General features: G+C 41.6%; 14 protein-coding genes and 1 riboswitch. Of the genes, 9 read left to right on the forward strand and 5 right to left on the reverse strand.

Features of this window, described 5'->3' with window-relative positions; all coding sequences use genetic code 11:
* Window positions 1–44: 44 nt before the first annotated feature.
* The 6 genes from ACRRMM_RS12585 (at window position 45) to ACRRMM_RS12610 (ending at window position 6311) form a co-directional block, all read left to right on the forward strand.
* Complete coding sequence (locus ACRRMM_RS12585; protein ID WP_008347618.1) at window positions 45–761, forward strand: DsbA family protein; 717 nt, start codon at window positions 45–47, stop codon at window positions 759–761.
* A complete protein-coding gene (locus ACRRMM_RS12590) occupies window positions 758–1171 on the forward strand; it encodes a disulfide oxidoreductase (protein ID WP_007500241.1) in 414 nt (137 codons plus the stop codon). Before ACRRMM_RS12585 ends, ACRRMM_RS12590 begins: the two co-directional genes overlap by 4 nt.
* Window positions 1172–1516: 345 nt before the next feature.
* On the forward strand, window positions 1517–2128 hold the full coding sequence (locus ACRRMM_RS12595) for a trimeric intracellular cation channel family protein (RefSeq protein WP_007500242.1): 612 nt from the start codon (window positions 1517–1519) through the stop codon (window positions 2126–2128).
* Window positions 2129–2448: 320 nt separating this feature from the next.
* Entirely contained in the window at window positions 2449–4464 is a 2016-nt protein-coding gene (locus tag ACRRMM_RS12600; RefSeq protein WP_113746986.1) for a Na+/H+ antiporter, read from the forward strand.
* Window positions 4465–4527: 63 nt separating this feature from the next.
* Entirely contained in the window at window positions 4528–5397 is an 870-nt protein-coding gene (locus ACRRMM_RS12605; RefSeq protein WP_216099144.1) for an ROK family protein, read from the forward strand.
* A 68-nt stretch (window positions 5398–5465) separates the two neighbouring features.
* Window positions 5466–6311, forward strand: a complete 846-nt coding sequence (locus ACRRMM_RS12610; protein WP_017359243.1) for an aldo/keto reductase — start codon at window positions 5466–5468, stop codon at window positions 6309–6311.
* Between the two features lie 180 nt (window positions 6312–6491).
* Here the strand turns inward: ACRRMM_RS12610 and modB are convergent, their stop codons facing one another.
* The 4 genes from modB to ACRRMM_RS12630 all read right to left on the reverse strand — a co-directional run bounded on the left by modB (window position 6492) and on the right by ACRRMM_RS12630 (window position 10514).
* Window positions 6492–7157 (reverse strand): molybdate ABC transporter permease subunit, encoded by a 666-nt coding sequence (modB, locus tag ACRRMM_RS12615; protein ID WP_144666038.1) that lies wholly within the window; start codon window positions 7155–7157, stop codon window positions 6492–6494.
* Window positions 7157–7933 (reverse strand): molybdate ABC transporter substrate-binding protein, encoded by a 777-nt coding sequence (gene modA, locus ACRRMM_RS12620; RefSeq protein WP_428828612.1) that lies wholly within the window; start codon window positions 7931–7933, stop codon window positions 7157–7159. Before modA ends, modB begins: the two co-directional genes overlap by 1 nt.
* 115 nt (window positions 7934–8048) lie before the next feature.
* A complete protein-coding gene (locus ACRRMM_RS12625) occupies window positions 8049–9899 on the reverse strand; it encodes an LTA synthase family protein (RefSeq protein WP_428828611.1) in 1851 nt (616 codons plus the stop codon).
* Window positions 9900–10022: 123 nt separating this feature from the next.
* Entirely contained in the window at window positions 10023–10514 is a 492-nt protein-coding gene (locus tag ACRRMM_RS12630) for a metal-dependent hydrolase (protein WP_008347118.1), read from the reverse strand.
* Between the two features lie 171 nt (window positions 10515–10685).
* On the opposite strand from ACRRMM_RS12630, the gene ACRRMM_RS12635 reads away from it, so the two are divergent.
* The 3 genes from ACRRMM_RS12635 to ACRRMM_RS12645 all read left to right on the forward strand — a co-directional run bounded on the left by ACRRMM_RS12635 (window position 10686) and on the right by ACRRMM_RS12645 (window position 13243).
* The gene (locus tag ACRRMM_RS12635; protein ID WP_007500254.1) at window positions 10686–11114 is read left to right on the forward strand and encodes a MarR family winged helix-turn-helix transcriptional regulator; all 429 of its coding nucleotides are present in this window, start codon (window positions 10686–10688) and stop codon (window positions 11112–11114) included.
* Window positions 11115–11196: 82 nt separating this feature from the next.
* Window positions 11197–11340 (forward strand): small acid-soluble spore protein SspJ, encoded by a 144-nt coding sequence (sspJ, locus tag ACRRMM_RS12640; protein WP_008347117.1) that lies wholly within the window; start codon window positions 11197–11199, stop codon window positions 11338–11340.
* 122 nt (window positions 11341–11462) lie between these two features.
* Window positions 11463–11641: riboswitch (Lysine riboswitch) on the forward strand.
* Window positions 11642–11833: 192 nt separating this feature from the next.
* Window positions 11834–13243: an amino acid permease gene (locus ACRRMM_RS12645; RefSeq protein WP_017368051.1), complete on the forward strand. Its 1410-nt coding sequence runs from the start codon at window positions 11834–11836 to the stop codon at window positions 13241–13243.
* Between the two features lie 37 nt (window positions 13244–13280).
* Here the strand turns inward: ACRRMM_RS12645 and ACRRMM_RS12650 are convergent, their stop codons facing one another.
* Window positions 13281–14219: an ABC transporter substrate-binding protein gene (locus tag ACRRMM_RS12650; RefSeq protein WP_432450825.1), complete on the reverse strand. Its 939-nt coding sequence runs from the start codon at window positions 14217–14219 to the stop codon at window positions 13281–13283.
* Window positions 14220–14374: the final 155 nt, after the last annotated feature.

Consider the following 14374-nt stretch of genomic DNA (forward strand, 5'->3'; position numbering starts at 1 on the left):
TAATGGCATTTTCCTGAGCTGTTATCCTTTTTCTTTGTAAAGGAATGAATGAAAAAGATAAGGTAGGTGCTTTTGTGAGTAAAAAAAATAATCAATCTTCATCCATCAAGTTTGCAGTTATATTAACCATCATTGCAGCTCTTCTCATCGGTATTTTCGTTGTGATCGGTAACAACAACAGCCAAGAAGCACAAACAGTCGACAGTAAGCCGTCTATTAAAGGACAGCCTGTCATGGGAGATCAAAAGGCAAAAGTGCAAGTTGTCGAGTTTGGGGACTACAAATGTCCATCATGTAAATCATTTGAGACAGACATTTTCCCAAAATTGAAAGCAGACTACATAGATAATGGCGATGTATCCTTCTCATTTATTAACTTACCACTGCCTGTTCATGGGGACGGTGCGGTATTAGCAGCACTGGCTTCTGAAGAAGTGTGGAAAGAAGATCCAAAAAACTTCTGGGCATTTCATGAAGCGGTCTACAACGCACAGCCAGATAGTGAAGCAGAATGGGTAACGCCAGCAAAGCTCACCGAATTGGCGAAGAAGACAACGAAAATTGATACGGACAAGCTGAAAGATAACCTATCAAAGAAAACATATCAGCCACAGCTTAACACAGATGATCAGCTGGTGAATCAATACAAAGTAAATGCAACACCAACTATTTTCATTAACAATAAACAAGTCCAAAACTTTTATGACTATGATGAAATCAAAGAATTAATTGATCAAGAGCTGAAAGGGAAAAAATCATGAAGAATAAACTGATTTACTTATACAGCGCTTGGATCGTCTCGATTGTGGCGACGATGAGCAGCCTGTATTTAAGTGAAGTAAAGAAGTTTATTCCATGTGATATGTGCTGGTTTCAGCGCATTTTCATGTATCCGCTTGTGCTTTTACTTGGAATTGCTACATTCCGTGGCGATGTCAAAGTGAAGTACTACGTTCTCCCTTTGGCCGGGATTGGTGCTTGCTTTTCCATCTATCATTATATGGAACAAAAGATTCCAGGCTTTGCATCGATTCGTCCTTGTCTAAGCGGTATTCCTTGTTCCGTTGATTATCTGAACTGGTTTGGTTTTATCACCATTCCACTCTTAGCTCTTATTGCATTTATTCTGATCATCATTAGTATGCTACTTTTAAATGCAAAAGAAGATTGAGGAGATAGCCTGCTTTTAAGCAGGCTATCAGCGTGTAGACAAACCCTCGCATTCGGTGTCAGTCCTGCGTGCTGGTGCTCACGAATGTCAAATTCGCTCCGCGCCAGTACTCGTCCTTCCTAGACTGCAAAGGTTTTCTATCACGCTGAAATGAAGACAAAGGGATAAAATCAAGTTCATTTTAGCCCTTTGTCAACAATCTGAGCCTGCTTTTAAGCAGGCTATTTTTTATTTTTGCAAAAAGATAAAATTTAAAGAAAATTTGTATTGCTTTTCATTTGTGTCAGATATACATTAAGGGGAGAGTGTTAGATGATCAGACAATGGTAAGGAGATAAGCGGAAAATGGCATGGGAAGTCTTAAGTATTATAGGCATTGTGGCATTCGCCATTAGTGGTGCGATTGTCGCAATGGAGGAAGAGTACGATATTCTTGGTGTGTACATTTTAGGGATTGTCACAGCATTTGGCGGTGGAGCGATTCGGAATCTATTAATTGGTCTTCCGGTGTCTGCTTTATGGTCGCAGGGCAAAATGTTTACCATTGCCCTTGTATCCATTACGATCGTGTTCCTATTTCCAAAGCTTTTGCTCAAGCACTGGAGCACGTGGGGGAATTTCTCGGATGCGATCGGTTTAGCAGCCTTTGCGATTCAAGGTGCATTATTTGCAGTACAAAGAGAGCTCCCGCTCAGTGCGGTCATTGTGGCAGCCATTTTGACTGGAAGCGGCGGCGGCATTGTGCGTGATTTATTAGCAGGACGAAAGCCACTTGTGCTAAAAGCAGAGATTTACGCAGTATGGGCAGCCCTAGGCGGCTTACTCGTCGGACTCGGCTTAGCGCAAGGAGAGCTTGCTTTATATCTGCTGTTTGTCATCCTCGTCATATGCAGGGTTTGTTCCTACTTATTCAAATGGCGGCTTCCCGCAAGGTCTTATTTTTTAAATAAAGGGTAAAACGAAAAAAGGGCGATGTCGCTCTTTTTTTTATGTGTTATTCGAGCTTGATGTCAGCAGGTCAAGCTGTTTTCGTGTAAAATAAAAGTAGGTTCTTTATTCATCATTGGAACAATACACGAGATGAAAATGTTGTCATTTGACTGAATATGTAGATTCAGTCTTTTTTTGCCTAGATGGATTGTTATGTGTTGGTTTCGCTTTTTGCGGGATACTAAAGAAACGCTCATGACCGAACGGATGGATCTGAAAGAAATGAACACATCTTTGCATGTAAGCAAAACATGACGGAAAAAATGAAATGGGAGGGACATGTACTAGTGGAGATTTTTTTGGCAGTGCTCGTACTACTAGCACTCATTGCATCATCTAATATTATCAATCGTTTTCTGCCCTTTATTCCAGTTCCATTAATCCAAGTGGGTTTAGGGATATTGGTCGCAGCTTTTCCTTCAGGTTTACATATTTCTTTAAATCCTGAGCTATTCTTCGTTTTATTTATTGCACCGCTGTTATTTAATGATGGGAAGCGTACCCCAAGGGACGAGCTGTGGAAATTAAGAGCGCCCATTCTTCTATTAGCTTTAGGGCTCGTATTTGCGACAGTCATTGTCGCAGGATATACCATCCATTGGATGATTCCAAGCATACCACTTCCAGCTGCATTTGCGCTTGCAGCGATTTTATCACCGACAGATGTGGTTGCTGTAAGTGCACTTTCCAGCCGTGTGAATATGCCAAAGGGGATCATGAGACTGCTGGAAGGCGAAGGGCTGATGAACGATGCGTCAGGACTTGTTGCCTTTAAATTTGCTATTGCAGCAACGGTTACAGGGGCATTTTCCATTGCAGAGGCATCCTTTAGCTTTGTTCTTATTGCTGCTGGCGGATTATTGACTGGATTTATTCTGTCGTTTTTTATCATTCGTTTCCGCTACTTTCTCCGCCGTTTAGGCATGGACGATGTCACAATGCACATCATCCTGCAAATCCTCACGCCGTTTGTGATTTATTTAGCAGCGGAAGAAATTGGCGTATCCGGCATTTTAGCCGTTGTTGCCGGTGGTGTGACACATGCCATCGAGCAAGACCGAATGGAAGCGAATTTAGCAAAACTGCAAATTGCTTCTTCAAACACGTGGAATATTATTTTATTTATTTTAAATGGCCTTGTTTTCGTTTTACTTGGGTTACAAATTCCTGATGTATCGACCGTCATTTTCCAAGATGAAGCCTTTAATAATATGCAGGTCATCAGTTACATTTTAATCATTACATTCTGTCTAATGATTCTCAGATTTCTATGGGTATGGCTGTTCTGGGCAGGAAACTGGAGTGTATCGAAAAAGAAGAACGCGAAAAAACCGAAGCTGCGTGCTTCCATGCTGATGACATTCTCTGGTGTTCGTGGTGCTGTTACATTAGCAGGTGCTTTCTCCATCCCATTTACGCTTGCAGACGGATCACCATTTCCTGAGCGTCATTTAATTATTTTCCTCGCAGCAGGCGTCATTTTATGTACACTCATTTTAGCGAGTGTGCTGCTGCCTATTTTATCGGAGAAAAAAGATAAGCAAGTGGATGTGGACTTAGATACAAAGATTCAGCACGCGAAACGGAAGCTGCTGAGAAGTGCCATTAAAACCCTAAAAGAAGGAATGAATGAAGACAATCGAGAAGTCTCCCTTGCACTCATCAATGATTACCGAATGAAGCTGAGAAATATTCAGCGGGAACCGTATCAGTTTGGTATGAGAAAACAAGAGAGAAAAATCAGACTACACGGCATTAAAGCAGAACAGATGAAACTTCAGCAGTTGATTGAGGAAGAGAAAATCGACAAAGAAGAAGCGTATGAGCTGCAAGAGAGATTTCATGAGCTGGAAATGCTCTATTCCAACTCCTTTAAAATTCGTTTCTCAAAAGTGAAGTTTCTGCGCTTACTACAATGGCTTCAACTATGGCGTCCGAATCAGCGTATTTCAAGCGGCATATTAGAAAACGAGGAATCGTATAAACAAATCCGTAAGAAAACGGCTGAAGCTGCGGTGGATTCTATTAAGCACCATATGACCGAAGACAATCAACAAACGTGTCATCAAGTCATTGGGTTTTACAATCAAGTGATATTCCGCTGTGAACATGGTCCTTCTTTCTTTCAGCAAAAGGATCGTACGTTTGACCGGAAGAAGAAAGAGCTTAACTTCCAAGCCGTACAGTCGATTCGTAATGAAATCCAAACCTTATATGAAAATGGCGAAATCAATCGTGATATTGCCCATCATTTAAGGGAGTATATCAACGACATGGAAGCAGTCTTACTGACCAATACATGATGTTGTCATCTTCTCGCCTATGTTTTATGATGAAAAAAAGAGACGAGCAGGGGGAGAGGCAGGATGACATATTACGGAGCGATTGAAGCTGGGGGAACAAAGTTCTGTTGTGCCATTGGCAATGAACATGGTGATATCATAGAGGAATTGACCATTCCAACAGAGCACCCGGAAAAAACCATCCAATCACTTATTCCATTTTTTCAGCAACATGAAATTGCAGCATTAGGGGTTGGTTCCTTTGGACCGATTTGTGTCCAGAAAGACGATCCTTCTTACGGTTACATCATGAATACGCCTAAAGTTGAATGGAAACATTACCCGTTTATACCTGAGCTGGAGAAACAATTAGGCGTACCGGTGTCCTTTACGACAGATGTCAATGCCGCAGCATTAGGTGAACTGACAAAAGGGGCCGCCAAAGGGCTAAGCAGCTGTCTGTATATCACGGTCGGTACGGGGATTGGTGCCGGGGCTGTTGTGAAAAATGAGCTTCTCCACGGTCACTCACATCCAGAGATGGGACACATCCTGGTCAGGCAGCATGAATCAGATCAGTTTGCAGGTGTCTGCCCGGCGCATGGTACTTGCTTAGAAGGACTGGCGGCAGGACCAGCTATTGAGGCAAGGTGGGGGAAGCCGGCTAAAGAGCTTACCGAAGAAGAAGAAGTTTGGTCTCTTGAAGCAGATTATTTAGCACAGGCATTAATGCAATACACGCTGATATTAAGCCCAGAGCGAATCATAATGGGTGGAGGCGTCATGAAGCAAAAACAGCTATTTCCGCTCATTCGAGAGAAGCTGGTTGCGTATGTCAATGATTATGTCGACATGCCGCCGCTTGATACATACATTGTCTCTCCTGGACTTGAGGACAAGGCAGGTATGACAGGTGCTTTGCTGTTAGCGATTGAAGCGAAGAGAAACGCCTGATAATAGAGTTTTCAAACGCAACATGAGATAATGAAAAAGATGGAATCTATGAAAAGGTGGTTGTTAACATGGTCAAAAGCTTGAATGATACCGTAACACTAAATAACGGAGTAGAAATGCCATGGTTTGGTTTAGGTGTATTCAAAGTGGAGGACGGCAACCAAGTGGTTGATGCCGTCAAAGCAGCCATACGAAACGGTTATCGCAGCATTGATACGGCTGCCGTTTATAAAAACGAGACAGGCGTAGGGAAAGCCATTAAAGAATCTGGCGTCAAAAGAGAAGAATTGTTCATTACGTCAAAAGTATGGAACACAGATCAAGGATATGACAAAGCACTCGCTGCATTCGATGCAAGCTTAAACCGGCTCGGTCTTGATTACTTAGACCTCTATTTGATTCATTGGCCTGGACCAAATGCAGATACATTTAAAGAGACATGGCGTGCGCTTGAGAAGCTTTATAAAGATGGAAAAGTAAGAGCGATTGGTGTCAGCAACTTCTACGTGCAGCATTTAGAAGAGCTGTTAAAAGATGCAGAGGTTGTTCCAGCGGTGAACCAAGTAGAGTTTCATCCAAAACTGACACTTGTCGAATTACGACAATATGCGAAAGAAAAAGGCATTCAAATTGAAGCATGGTCTCCGCTGATGCAAGGAAAGCTTTTGGATCATGACGTATTAAAGGAAATTGCAGCACAATACAACAAATCTGTGGCTCAAGTGATCTTGCGTTGGGATCTGCAAAGCGGCGTTGTCACCATTCCAAAATCAATCAATGAAGAACGCATTAAACAAAATGCCGACATTTTTGACTTCGAGCTTTCACAAGAAGACATGGAAAAAATCAATGCACTTAATAATAATGAACGTGTCGGGTCTAATCCAGAAACGATGACGGTTGGGTTTGAATAAATAAAAAATCCCCTTAGCGTGTAGACAAACCCTCGCATATTTTGTCAGTGAGTACTGGTACTTCCTAGACTAGCAAAGGTTTTCTATCACGTTGAAAAGAAGACAAAGGGCTAAAATCAAGTTCATTTTAGCCCTTTGTCAACAATCTGAATCCCTTTCTCTTTTTGAGAAGGGGATTTTTTAATTCCTGCTTCGGCGAACAGCCAACAGCATGAGGAAAGACAGGATCACAATACAAATGGTCCAAGCCCACGCAAGTTCCATTCGTCCAGAATCAATCGCCACATAGATGGCTGTTGGGAGGGTTTGCGTTTTCCCAGGAATGTTGCCGGCGAACATTAAAGTCGCTCCAAATTCTCCTAAAGCCCTTGCAAAACTTAGAACTGCACCAGAGAGAAGAGATGGCAGTGCGAGTGGGACGGTAATATAGGCAAAGACCTGGAAAGAATGCGCACCATCAACTTTTGCCGCACCTTCAATGTCTGACTCAATCGTAGAAAAACCAGCTTTCGCTGATTGATACATGAGCGGGAATGCGACAACTGTCGATGCAATGACCGCTGCCCAATAAGTGAAGATGACAGGCTGATGGAAGATCCATTCAATGGCTTGTCCAATCACACTGTTCTTCCCGAACACGACGAGCAGCAGAAATCCTACGACCGTTGGCGGCAGGACAAGCGGCATCATGAGGAGCGTTTCCACGATCATTTTTCCTTTGAAAGATGTACGCGCCATCCAAAAACCTATGGACGTTCCTAAAACGACAGCCAATAACCCGCTGAAAGCAGCCACTTGTACGGACAGCCAGATAGGTGAAAGAAAATCTTCGGTCAGCATCGGCATTATTTCACTTGAAAGCCGTACTTTTTAAAAATCGCTGCGGCTGGATCTGATTGGAGATATTGAAAAAATGCTTTCGCCTCTTTCATGTGATCGGTCTGTTTGACAATGCCAACAGGATAAATGATGGGGGAGTGCATGTCTTGATTTGCCTCATCTACTATCTTTACTTTGTGAGAAACGAGCGCGTCCGTCTTATACACGACACCAGCTTCCACATTTCCTGTTTCGACATAGTTTAATACTTGACGAACATCCTTGCCATAGACAGCGTTCTGTTTCACTTGATCCCATATATTCAGTTTTGTGAAAATCTCTTTTGCATATGTACCAGCAGGAACAGATTCAGGTGTGCCAAGCGCTAACTTTCCTTTTATGTGCTGAACATCTCGAAAGGTTTTGATAGCAGAAGAACCTTCTTTTGGCACGATGAGGACAAGCTCATTTTGTATGGCATCCTTTGTATGGTCCTGATCGATGTCGCCAGATTGAACAAGGTCATCAAAAGGATCTTCAGCTGCTGAGAAGAAGAGATCCGCTTTTGCTCCTTGAGCGATTTGCTGCTTCAATGCGCCGGATGACCCGAAATTATTCGTGAGTGTCACGTTTGGATGATCATCTTCATAGGCAGATTCAATCTCTTTCAAAGCATCCTGCAGGCTTGCCGCCGCTGAAATCACAAGTTCTGTCTTTTTGCTTTGATCTGGTGACGTCGACTCCGTTTGACACCCAGTCAGGAGCAAACAGATGGCGACGAAGGTTAAGAATAAATATTTCATGATCACACCTCTTTATCATTCAACATCATGTGTATCCTTTATTATAATCAAACTTATTTGACCATTCATAGGCTTTCAGGAAAAGAGAAAAGAAAAAGCCGCCAGAGGGCAGCTTTTAATGCTGATAAAAACGTAGTAAGTTCCCGTTGATCACTTTATCTGATAGAGACAGCTCTTTATTGGCTTTTTCTATATAGGGCTGGCATACTTCATCTTCTTCAACAGGTTGTTTTGTTTTTTGATCATAGCACGTGTTCTTTGTATAAAGATAATCATCCGTAATAAAGTTTCCATTTCTCAGCACAGCGAACGGTGTACGCTCATTGGAGAAAAGGTCATTTCCAAATTGAATGGCATCTTTTGATTCAATGCCGAGTAAATGAAGAAGTGTCGGTTTGACATCCATTTGACCGGCTGTTTCAGAAATGGTTTGAGGGGCCTCATCTGTCACTCCAGGAATGTAAATCAAAAAAGGAACCCGCTGCAGTTTAACCGCATCAAACGGTGTGATTTCATCCTGCTTCAGCAGCTCTGCCATTGCCTCATGATGTGCTTCTGAAATGCCATAGTGGTCTCCCATCAGGACAAACATTGTATTTTCATATAGTCCTTCTTCTTTCATTCGTTCAAAGAACCTTTTGATGGCTTCATCTTGATAGCGGACGGTGGTCACATAGCGGTTTAAAATGGTGCTAGTCGAATCGTATTCATCAATGAACTGATCCTTTGGATCAATTTCAAATGGGAAGTGATTGGTTAAGGTAATAAACGTGCTGTAATAAGGCGTTTTCAGCTTTTTTAAATAATTGATGGATTGGTCAAAAAAGTCGATATCCTTTAAGCCCCAGCCAGTCGAATTTTGTTCATTGACATCAAATGAATCGACATCATAAAAGCGGTCAATCCCAAGAGACTCATACATCACATCACGATTCCAGAACGTTTTATTATTCGCATGAAATTGGACGGATTGATAATTCTCTTTTTTCAATTGCTTGTACAGTGTGTCATATTCGTTGTCACTCGCTGTGAAAAAGACAGCGCCACTGCTAGATGGATAGAGGGAGTTTGCGACGATAAACTCTGAGTCCGACGTTTTGCCTTGCTCTGTCTGCTGATAAAATTCATCAAAATAGAAGCTTTTTTTGGCAAGTTGATTTAAAAATGGTGTGATGTATTGTCCATTCACCTTTTGATTCATGACAAATTGCTGCGTTGATTCAAGTGAAATGAACACGACATTTTTGCCTTTAGCAAGTCCAAAGTAGTCTTCATTTGGTGCACTGTAATCAGCTTTTGTGTAGTTTGCCACTGTTGAAAGTGTATCTTCGTCAGCAAAGGCTTTTTGACCAATACGTGCTGTTTGAGCGGCACCGTCATACAAATGGAATTGAAACAGCCCAAGGTTGCGTACAATGACTTCTCGATCATACGAGCTTGTCAAAAATCGAGGGTGGTCCATCAAAGCTGAGCTGACATGGAACAATAGCAAGCTGCAGCAAACCACATAGTATGTTTTGATCGTCTTAAAAGACGCTTTTGGTGATAGCGGTTTCCGTTTTAAGAGCCATGCCAGCACCACAAAATCAATCAGCATGAGTATAAATAGCGGATGAAACAATTCACTCATACTGCTGCCCATATCTCCCATGTTCTTTGCTTGAAATAAGACAGGAATGGTAATGAAATCAATATAAAAACCGTAAAAGATCGTATTCGATATCAAAATGGCTGTCAAAATAAAATTTGTGGTCAATAAAAAGACCTTTTGTTTCGTTTCATTTAAGAAAAGAGCAATCCCAAACAAAGGGAGCAAAAAGCTAAGTGGATTGATCAAAAGCAGCCATTCGTGAAACAGATTGGCCGTTCGTATATGAAATCCGAATTGATAAATGATGTATGTTTTCATCCACATAAAGAGGATGGAGTATACTAAAAACCAGTGATTTTTGAAAAACGCTTTCATTTATGTAACTCCTCACCATTCTGTATTCAGCTGCAAGGCAAAAACACTTATCTTAAAACTACTAAAAAAATGAGGAATGATCAATTCATATCCTGCTTTTTTGCAAAACTCTTTTTTCTTTTTCTAAAACGGCAATGGGATGGATATCCCGCAAATGACAGCCATGTAATAGCAGGTGACAATGGTCAGAGCAGCTAGTACGACTTGTTCTCCTGTGCTGCCTGTTTTGACATAAAAGGGGAGACGTACTTTCATGGTTGCAGGGAACAAAAATTTAATACCGTTCACTGTGCCTGCATCAAGGATGAGGTGGCTTGCCATCCCAACTAGTAACCCGGTACTGAGGCTGTCATTTGGAATGTATGTTGTCGCAATAAAATAAATGATCAGCAAAAATAATAAACTATGTGTAAAGGTGCGGTGCCCGAACACACTACTGATCAGTGTGGAAAGGAGCGGGAATTTCCTGCCGATTTTGCTTTTTGTATGACATAGATCTGGGATGAGGGCACCTACTGATCCAGCAGCAGCCATCGTCACTGGTTCGAATCCGTAATAATAGGCGACGGCTGTGGAGGCGGCAATTCCGCCCATAATATGTGTTTTTCCTGTCATGATGCGTACTCCTGTTCTGTTTTTTGTTCAAGTACTCACTATATCAAGGGTGAATCCATTCAGCAAGGCTTATTTCTAAAGAAAAATGGGATAAAATAGTTGGTTGTTTGGAAAAACATTCTATAATAAGAAGGAAGTCATGTTGACACTAACGATAAGGATGCGATTCGGATGAGTAATGCAGACATTTTAAAAGAAATTGTACTTGTACATTATGAAGTCAGCCGTAAATTAAACCGCAAGTTACTTGAGTTAGAAAAAGACATCACGCCTCCACAGATATATGCTCTTTCTATATTGATACAAGGAAAAGTATCACATGCTGAAGAGCTCAAACAAAGACTCTCTCTCAACCCAGGTGCCGCTTCCATTGCCCTCAATAAATTATGTGAGCAAGGCTACATTCAGAGAGAGAGGGACAAGGACGATCATTCCCTTGTCCGGCTAGAAGCCACGGAAAAAGGGCTGGCTATTTACGAAAAGCATACACGTCTTTTTGGAAAGGTGATTCAGCATATGATGTCAGACTTCACAGAGGAAGACTTAAAGACCTTTCTAACGTATTTGCAAAAAATGAGACAGACCTTTCACGATGAATGAACCGCTCCTCTTTGTATAATGCTGAGCGCTGTAGCACAAATTAAACAGGCAAAGGCATTTTATGAAAAGGGGGGAAATAGCGATGTCATTTTTCCAAAAGGATAAAAAGGCGAAAAGCGAGAAAGACCATCAGCAGGTCGATCAGCTGTTAGAAGAAGCAAGTAAAGAACTAGCAGGCGATCCGCTTCAGGAAGCTGTCCAAAAGAAGAAAAACAACCATCAATAAGCTGACAAAAAGGCGGAGAATCATTTCTCTGCCTTTTTTCTATGTTTTTCCCTTTGACAGATATGAGAATGTTTGATAACCTTCGTGTAGTAAAAATGAATAGAAATCCTCACGCTATGTCTCAGTGAGGTAGAGGTTGCGCGGATGATGAGTCACTCATGGGAGAGATGGAATCGTTGATCATGAGAAAAAAGGCATCAGCGCCGAAGTGTAGAGAGAGCTCCAACTTTCTTTATGCTGGGTCTGCATTGAACAAATGCAGGACTGCCACGTCTTTGAAGCGTGGAGGGCTATCCGGAGATCAAGGTGTATGTTTTGAAAAGCATGGACTTTTGTTCAGGCTTTTTTTTATGTTCTGATTGCCTAAGAAAAGGGTATGCTGGTAAGAAAGTGACCCAACATGAACATAAAGAATGCAAGTCATTGCTTCACAAATATATCAATGAAGATACTGCCGGGTCTGGTCCAAAGTGAATATAACGGAGGTACGAAAATGGAACAGACAAAAAAATGGGGTTTTTGGTTATTGACGGCTTTTGTCGTCGGAAATATGGTAGGTTCAGGCATCTTTATGCTGCCTAGTACACTTGCCCAGCATGCAAGTCCTTTAGGTGTGACGATGGCATGGCTTGTCACAGGTGGCGGCGTACTGATGATTGCCTTTGTGTTTGGACATTTGTCCATTCATAAACCGCAGCTAACAGCTGGACCACAAAGCTATGCAAGAGCGCTTTTTAAAGATCCGAAAAAAGGAAAAGCAGCCGGTTTTACAATGGTTTGGGGATATTGGGTGGCAAGCTGGATTAGTAATGTCGCCATTATCACAAGCCTAGCTGGTTATTTAACAACCTTTTTCCCAATTTTAACCGTGAAAACGGAGGTCTTTACTTTTGGAAAAGAAGCGATCACACTTGGTCAGCTCACAACGTTTATCGTATGTACAATCCTTCTATGGGGGACTCATACGATTTTAATTACAAGCTTAAGCGCAGCAAGTAAGCTGAACTTTATTACGACCTTTTCAAAGGTGCTTGGATTCGTCCTTTTTATTGTCGCAGGCTTATTTGCATTCCAAACCGCATTATTTGAACATTATTACTTCCCTGTTGAAGCAGCAAGTGGTGAAGGAGTGCTCGGACTTGGAGGCCAAATTCATCATGCAGCCATTTCCACACTATGGGCATTTATCGGCATCGAATCTGCTGTCATTTTATCAGGAAGAGCTTCCTCGCAGCGTGATGTCAAACGTGCGACGATTACAGGACTTTTAATTGCACTGTCTATTTATATGATTATTACCTTGATTACAATGGGCGTTCTGCCGCATGATCAATTGCAAGGTTCTGATAAACCATTCGTAGACGTGCTTCAGCTCATTATCGGACCGGCTGGCGGAATTGTCATGGCACTTCTTGCGATCATTTGTTTATTTGGTTCGATGCTTGGCTGGATTTTGCTTGGTTCTGAAGTCCCTTATCAAGCAGCAAAGGCTGGCGATTTCCCAGCAGTGTTTGCAAAAACAAACAAAAAAGGCAGTCCTGTTTTTGCTTTGACTGTCACAAATATCATGTCACAGCTGTTTATTTTCTCAGTCATGTCACGTACGATTAATGAAGCCTTTACTTTCTTAACAACATCAGCGACACTTGCGTATCTCATTCCGTATATCGTGTCGTCGATCTACAGCTTTAAGGTCATCATGCAAGGTGACACATATGAGCTCCAAAAAGGAAATCGGACAAGAGACGGGATCATTGCGCTTGTGGCCATGGGGTATTCCGCTTGGGTCATTATTTCAGGCACAGCTGATTTCAAAACATTTGGTCTTGGTATTGGATTGTTCTTAGTTGGCATTTTACTCTACCCATTCATGTCCAAAAAATTTGCCAAAGGTACAGTATAAGAAATACGTTTCTCCAGCATTGGAGAAACGTATTTTTTTATGAGGCAGATGTTAATTGATCCACAATAAATTCGAGCTGACCTTCTAGTGACACAGGGTCATTAAAGAAGTAACCGACTGTATCTGTTTCAAATACGCGTTTGTTTTGGGCAGCAGGAAGTGATGCCCAGATGCTGCTTTTATACACTTGATCGCCATTACTTTTTGATCCACTCCATGGGCTTGTGAAAATATAATCACCTGCAAATTCTGGAAGCTTTTCAAGAGAAATGTTTGCATAACCGACACCACTGTCGATGGCTTCTTTTTGGACGGCCTTCGGAGCTTTTAATTTCAGCTCGTCATAAATGATTTCACCACCGCGTGCAAAAGTGTTACCGAAAATGTAAATGCCCTTATCGAATGGTGATACGATCGAAACGGTTTTGTTTCCTACAGCTTTTGTTACTTTTGGTTTCACTTCAGCAATTTTGGCATCCCATTTTGTGATCCAATCCGTTGCTTTTTTTGATGTGCCTGTCATTTTACCGAATTCTTTTAGCTGGTCTTTAAACGAATATTGATTGTATTGAATGGCAACTGTAGGTGCAATTTTTTTGTATTGATCAAATTTCTCATCTTCTTCCCAAGCAATGATCATATCTGGCTTCAAAGAGGCTACTTTCTCAACAGAGGGAGATTTTCCGAGATTTTTCGCTCCATCTGTTTTCCCTTTATAGAAAGGGTTTTTAAAGATGGGCGCAGTGGCAGCAATTGGGGTTTTGCCGAGTGTGACGAGATCCCCGTAATAGCTTTCCGCCAGAAGCACAATTCGTTGTGGGTTTTGAGGCAGTTTCACTTCACCCTTTACATCTTGATAGGTGATCGTGGCATTTTTTTTGGCTCCCGATTCTTTATTGGAAGTGCTGCCGCAAGCAGCAGTAAAAATCATAAGGGTCATGAAGGAAATCAAAAGAAGTCCAGTTCGTTTTTTCACAAAAGTTCGCTCCTATTCAATTGTTTATGATAATGATTCTCATTCGCGATTATATCTTAACATGATAGAAGAAAAAATGCATCGGCTATTTTATGACCAAAATGAAAATGGTGAAATTCTCCCGGTTTTTTGATGAAAATAAAGAAATTTATCAG

It is taken from the genome of Bacillus sp. XT-4, assembly GCF_050864245.1.
GTDB lineage: Bacteria > Bacillota > Bacilli > Bacillales > Bacillaceae > Bacillus > Bacillus altitudinis.

What these genes read in the sequence shown, in the direction of transcription:
- ACRRMM_RS12585 (WP_008347618.1), top strand. Translation starts at nt 45, where the DNA reads ATGAATGAAAAAGATAAGGTAGGTGCTTTTGTGAGTAAAAAAAATAAT.
- ACRRMM_RS12590 (WP_007500241.1), top strand. Translation starts at nt 758, where the DNA reads ATGAAGAATAAACTGATTTACTTATACAGCGCTTGGATCGTCTCGATT.
- ACRRMM_RS12595 (WP_007500242.1), top strand. Translation starts at nt 1,517, where the DNA reads ATGGCATGGGAAGTCTTAAGTATTATAGGCATTGTGGCATTCGCCATT.
- ACRRMM_RS12605 (WP_216099144.1), top strand. Translation starts at nt 4,528, where the DNA reads ATGACATATTACGGAGCGATTGAAGCTGGGGGAACAAAGTTCTGTTGT.
- ACRRMM_RS12610 (WP_017359243.1), top strand. Translation starts at nt 5,466, where the DNA reads ATGGTCAAAAGCTTGAATGATACCGTAACACTAAATAACGGAGTAGAA.
- modB (WP_144666038.1), bottom strand. Translation starts at nt 7,157, where the DNA reads ATGCCGATGCTGACCGAAGATTTTCTTTCACCTATCTGGCTGTCCGTA.
- modA (WP_428828612.1), bottom strand. Translation starts at nt 7,933, where the DNA reads ATGAAATATTTATTCTTAACCTTCGTCGCCATCTGTTTGCTCCTGACT.
- ACRRMM_RS12625 (WP_428828611.1), bottom strand. Translation starts at nt 9,899, where the DNA reads ATGAAAGCGTTTTTCAAAAATCACTGGTTTTTAGTATACTCCATCCTC.
- ACRRMM_RS12630 (WP_008347118.1), bottom strand. Translation starts at nt 10,514, where the DNA reads ATGACAGGAAAAACACATATTATGGGCGGAATTGCCGCCTCCACAGCC.
- ACRRMM_RS12635 (WP_007500254.1), top strand. Translation starts at nt 10,686, where the DNA reads ATGAGTAATGCAGACATTTTAAAAGAAATTGTACTTGTACATTATGAA.
- sspJ (WP_008347117.1), top strand. Translation starts at nt 11,197, where the DNA reads ATGTCATTTTTCCAAAAGGATAAAAAGGCGAAAAGCGAGAAAGACCAT.
- ACRRMM_RS12645 (WP_017368051.1), top strand. Translation starts at nt 11,834, where the DNA reads ATGGAACAGACAAAAAAATGGGGTTTTTGGTTATTGACGGCTTTTGTC.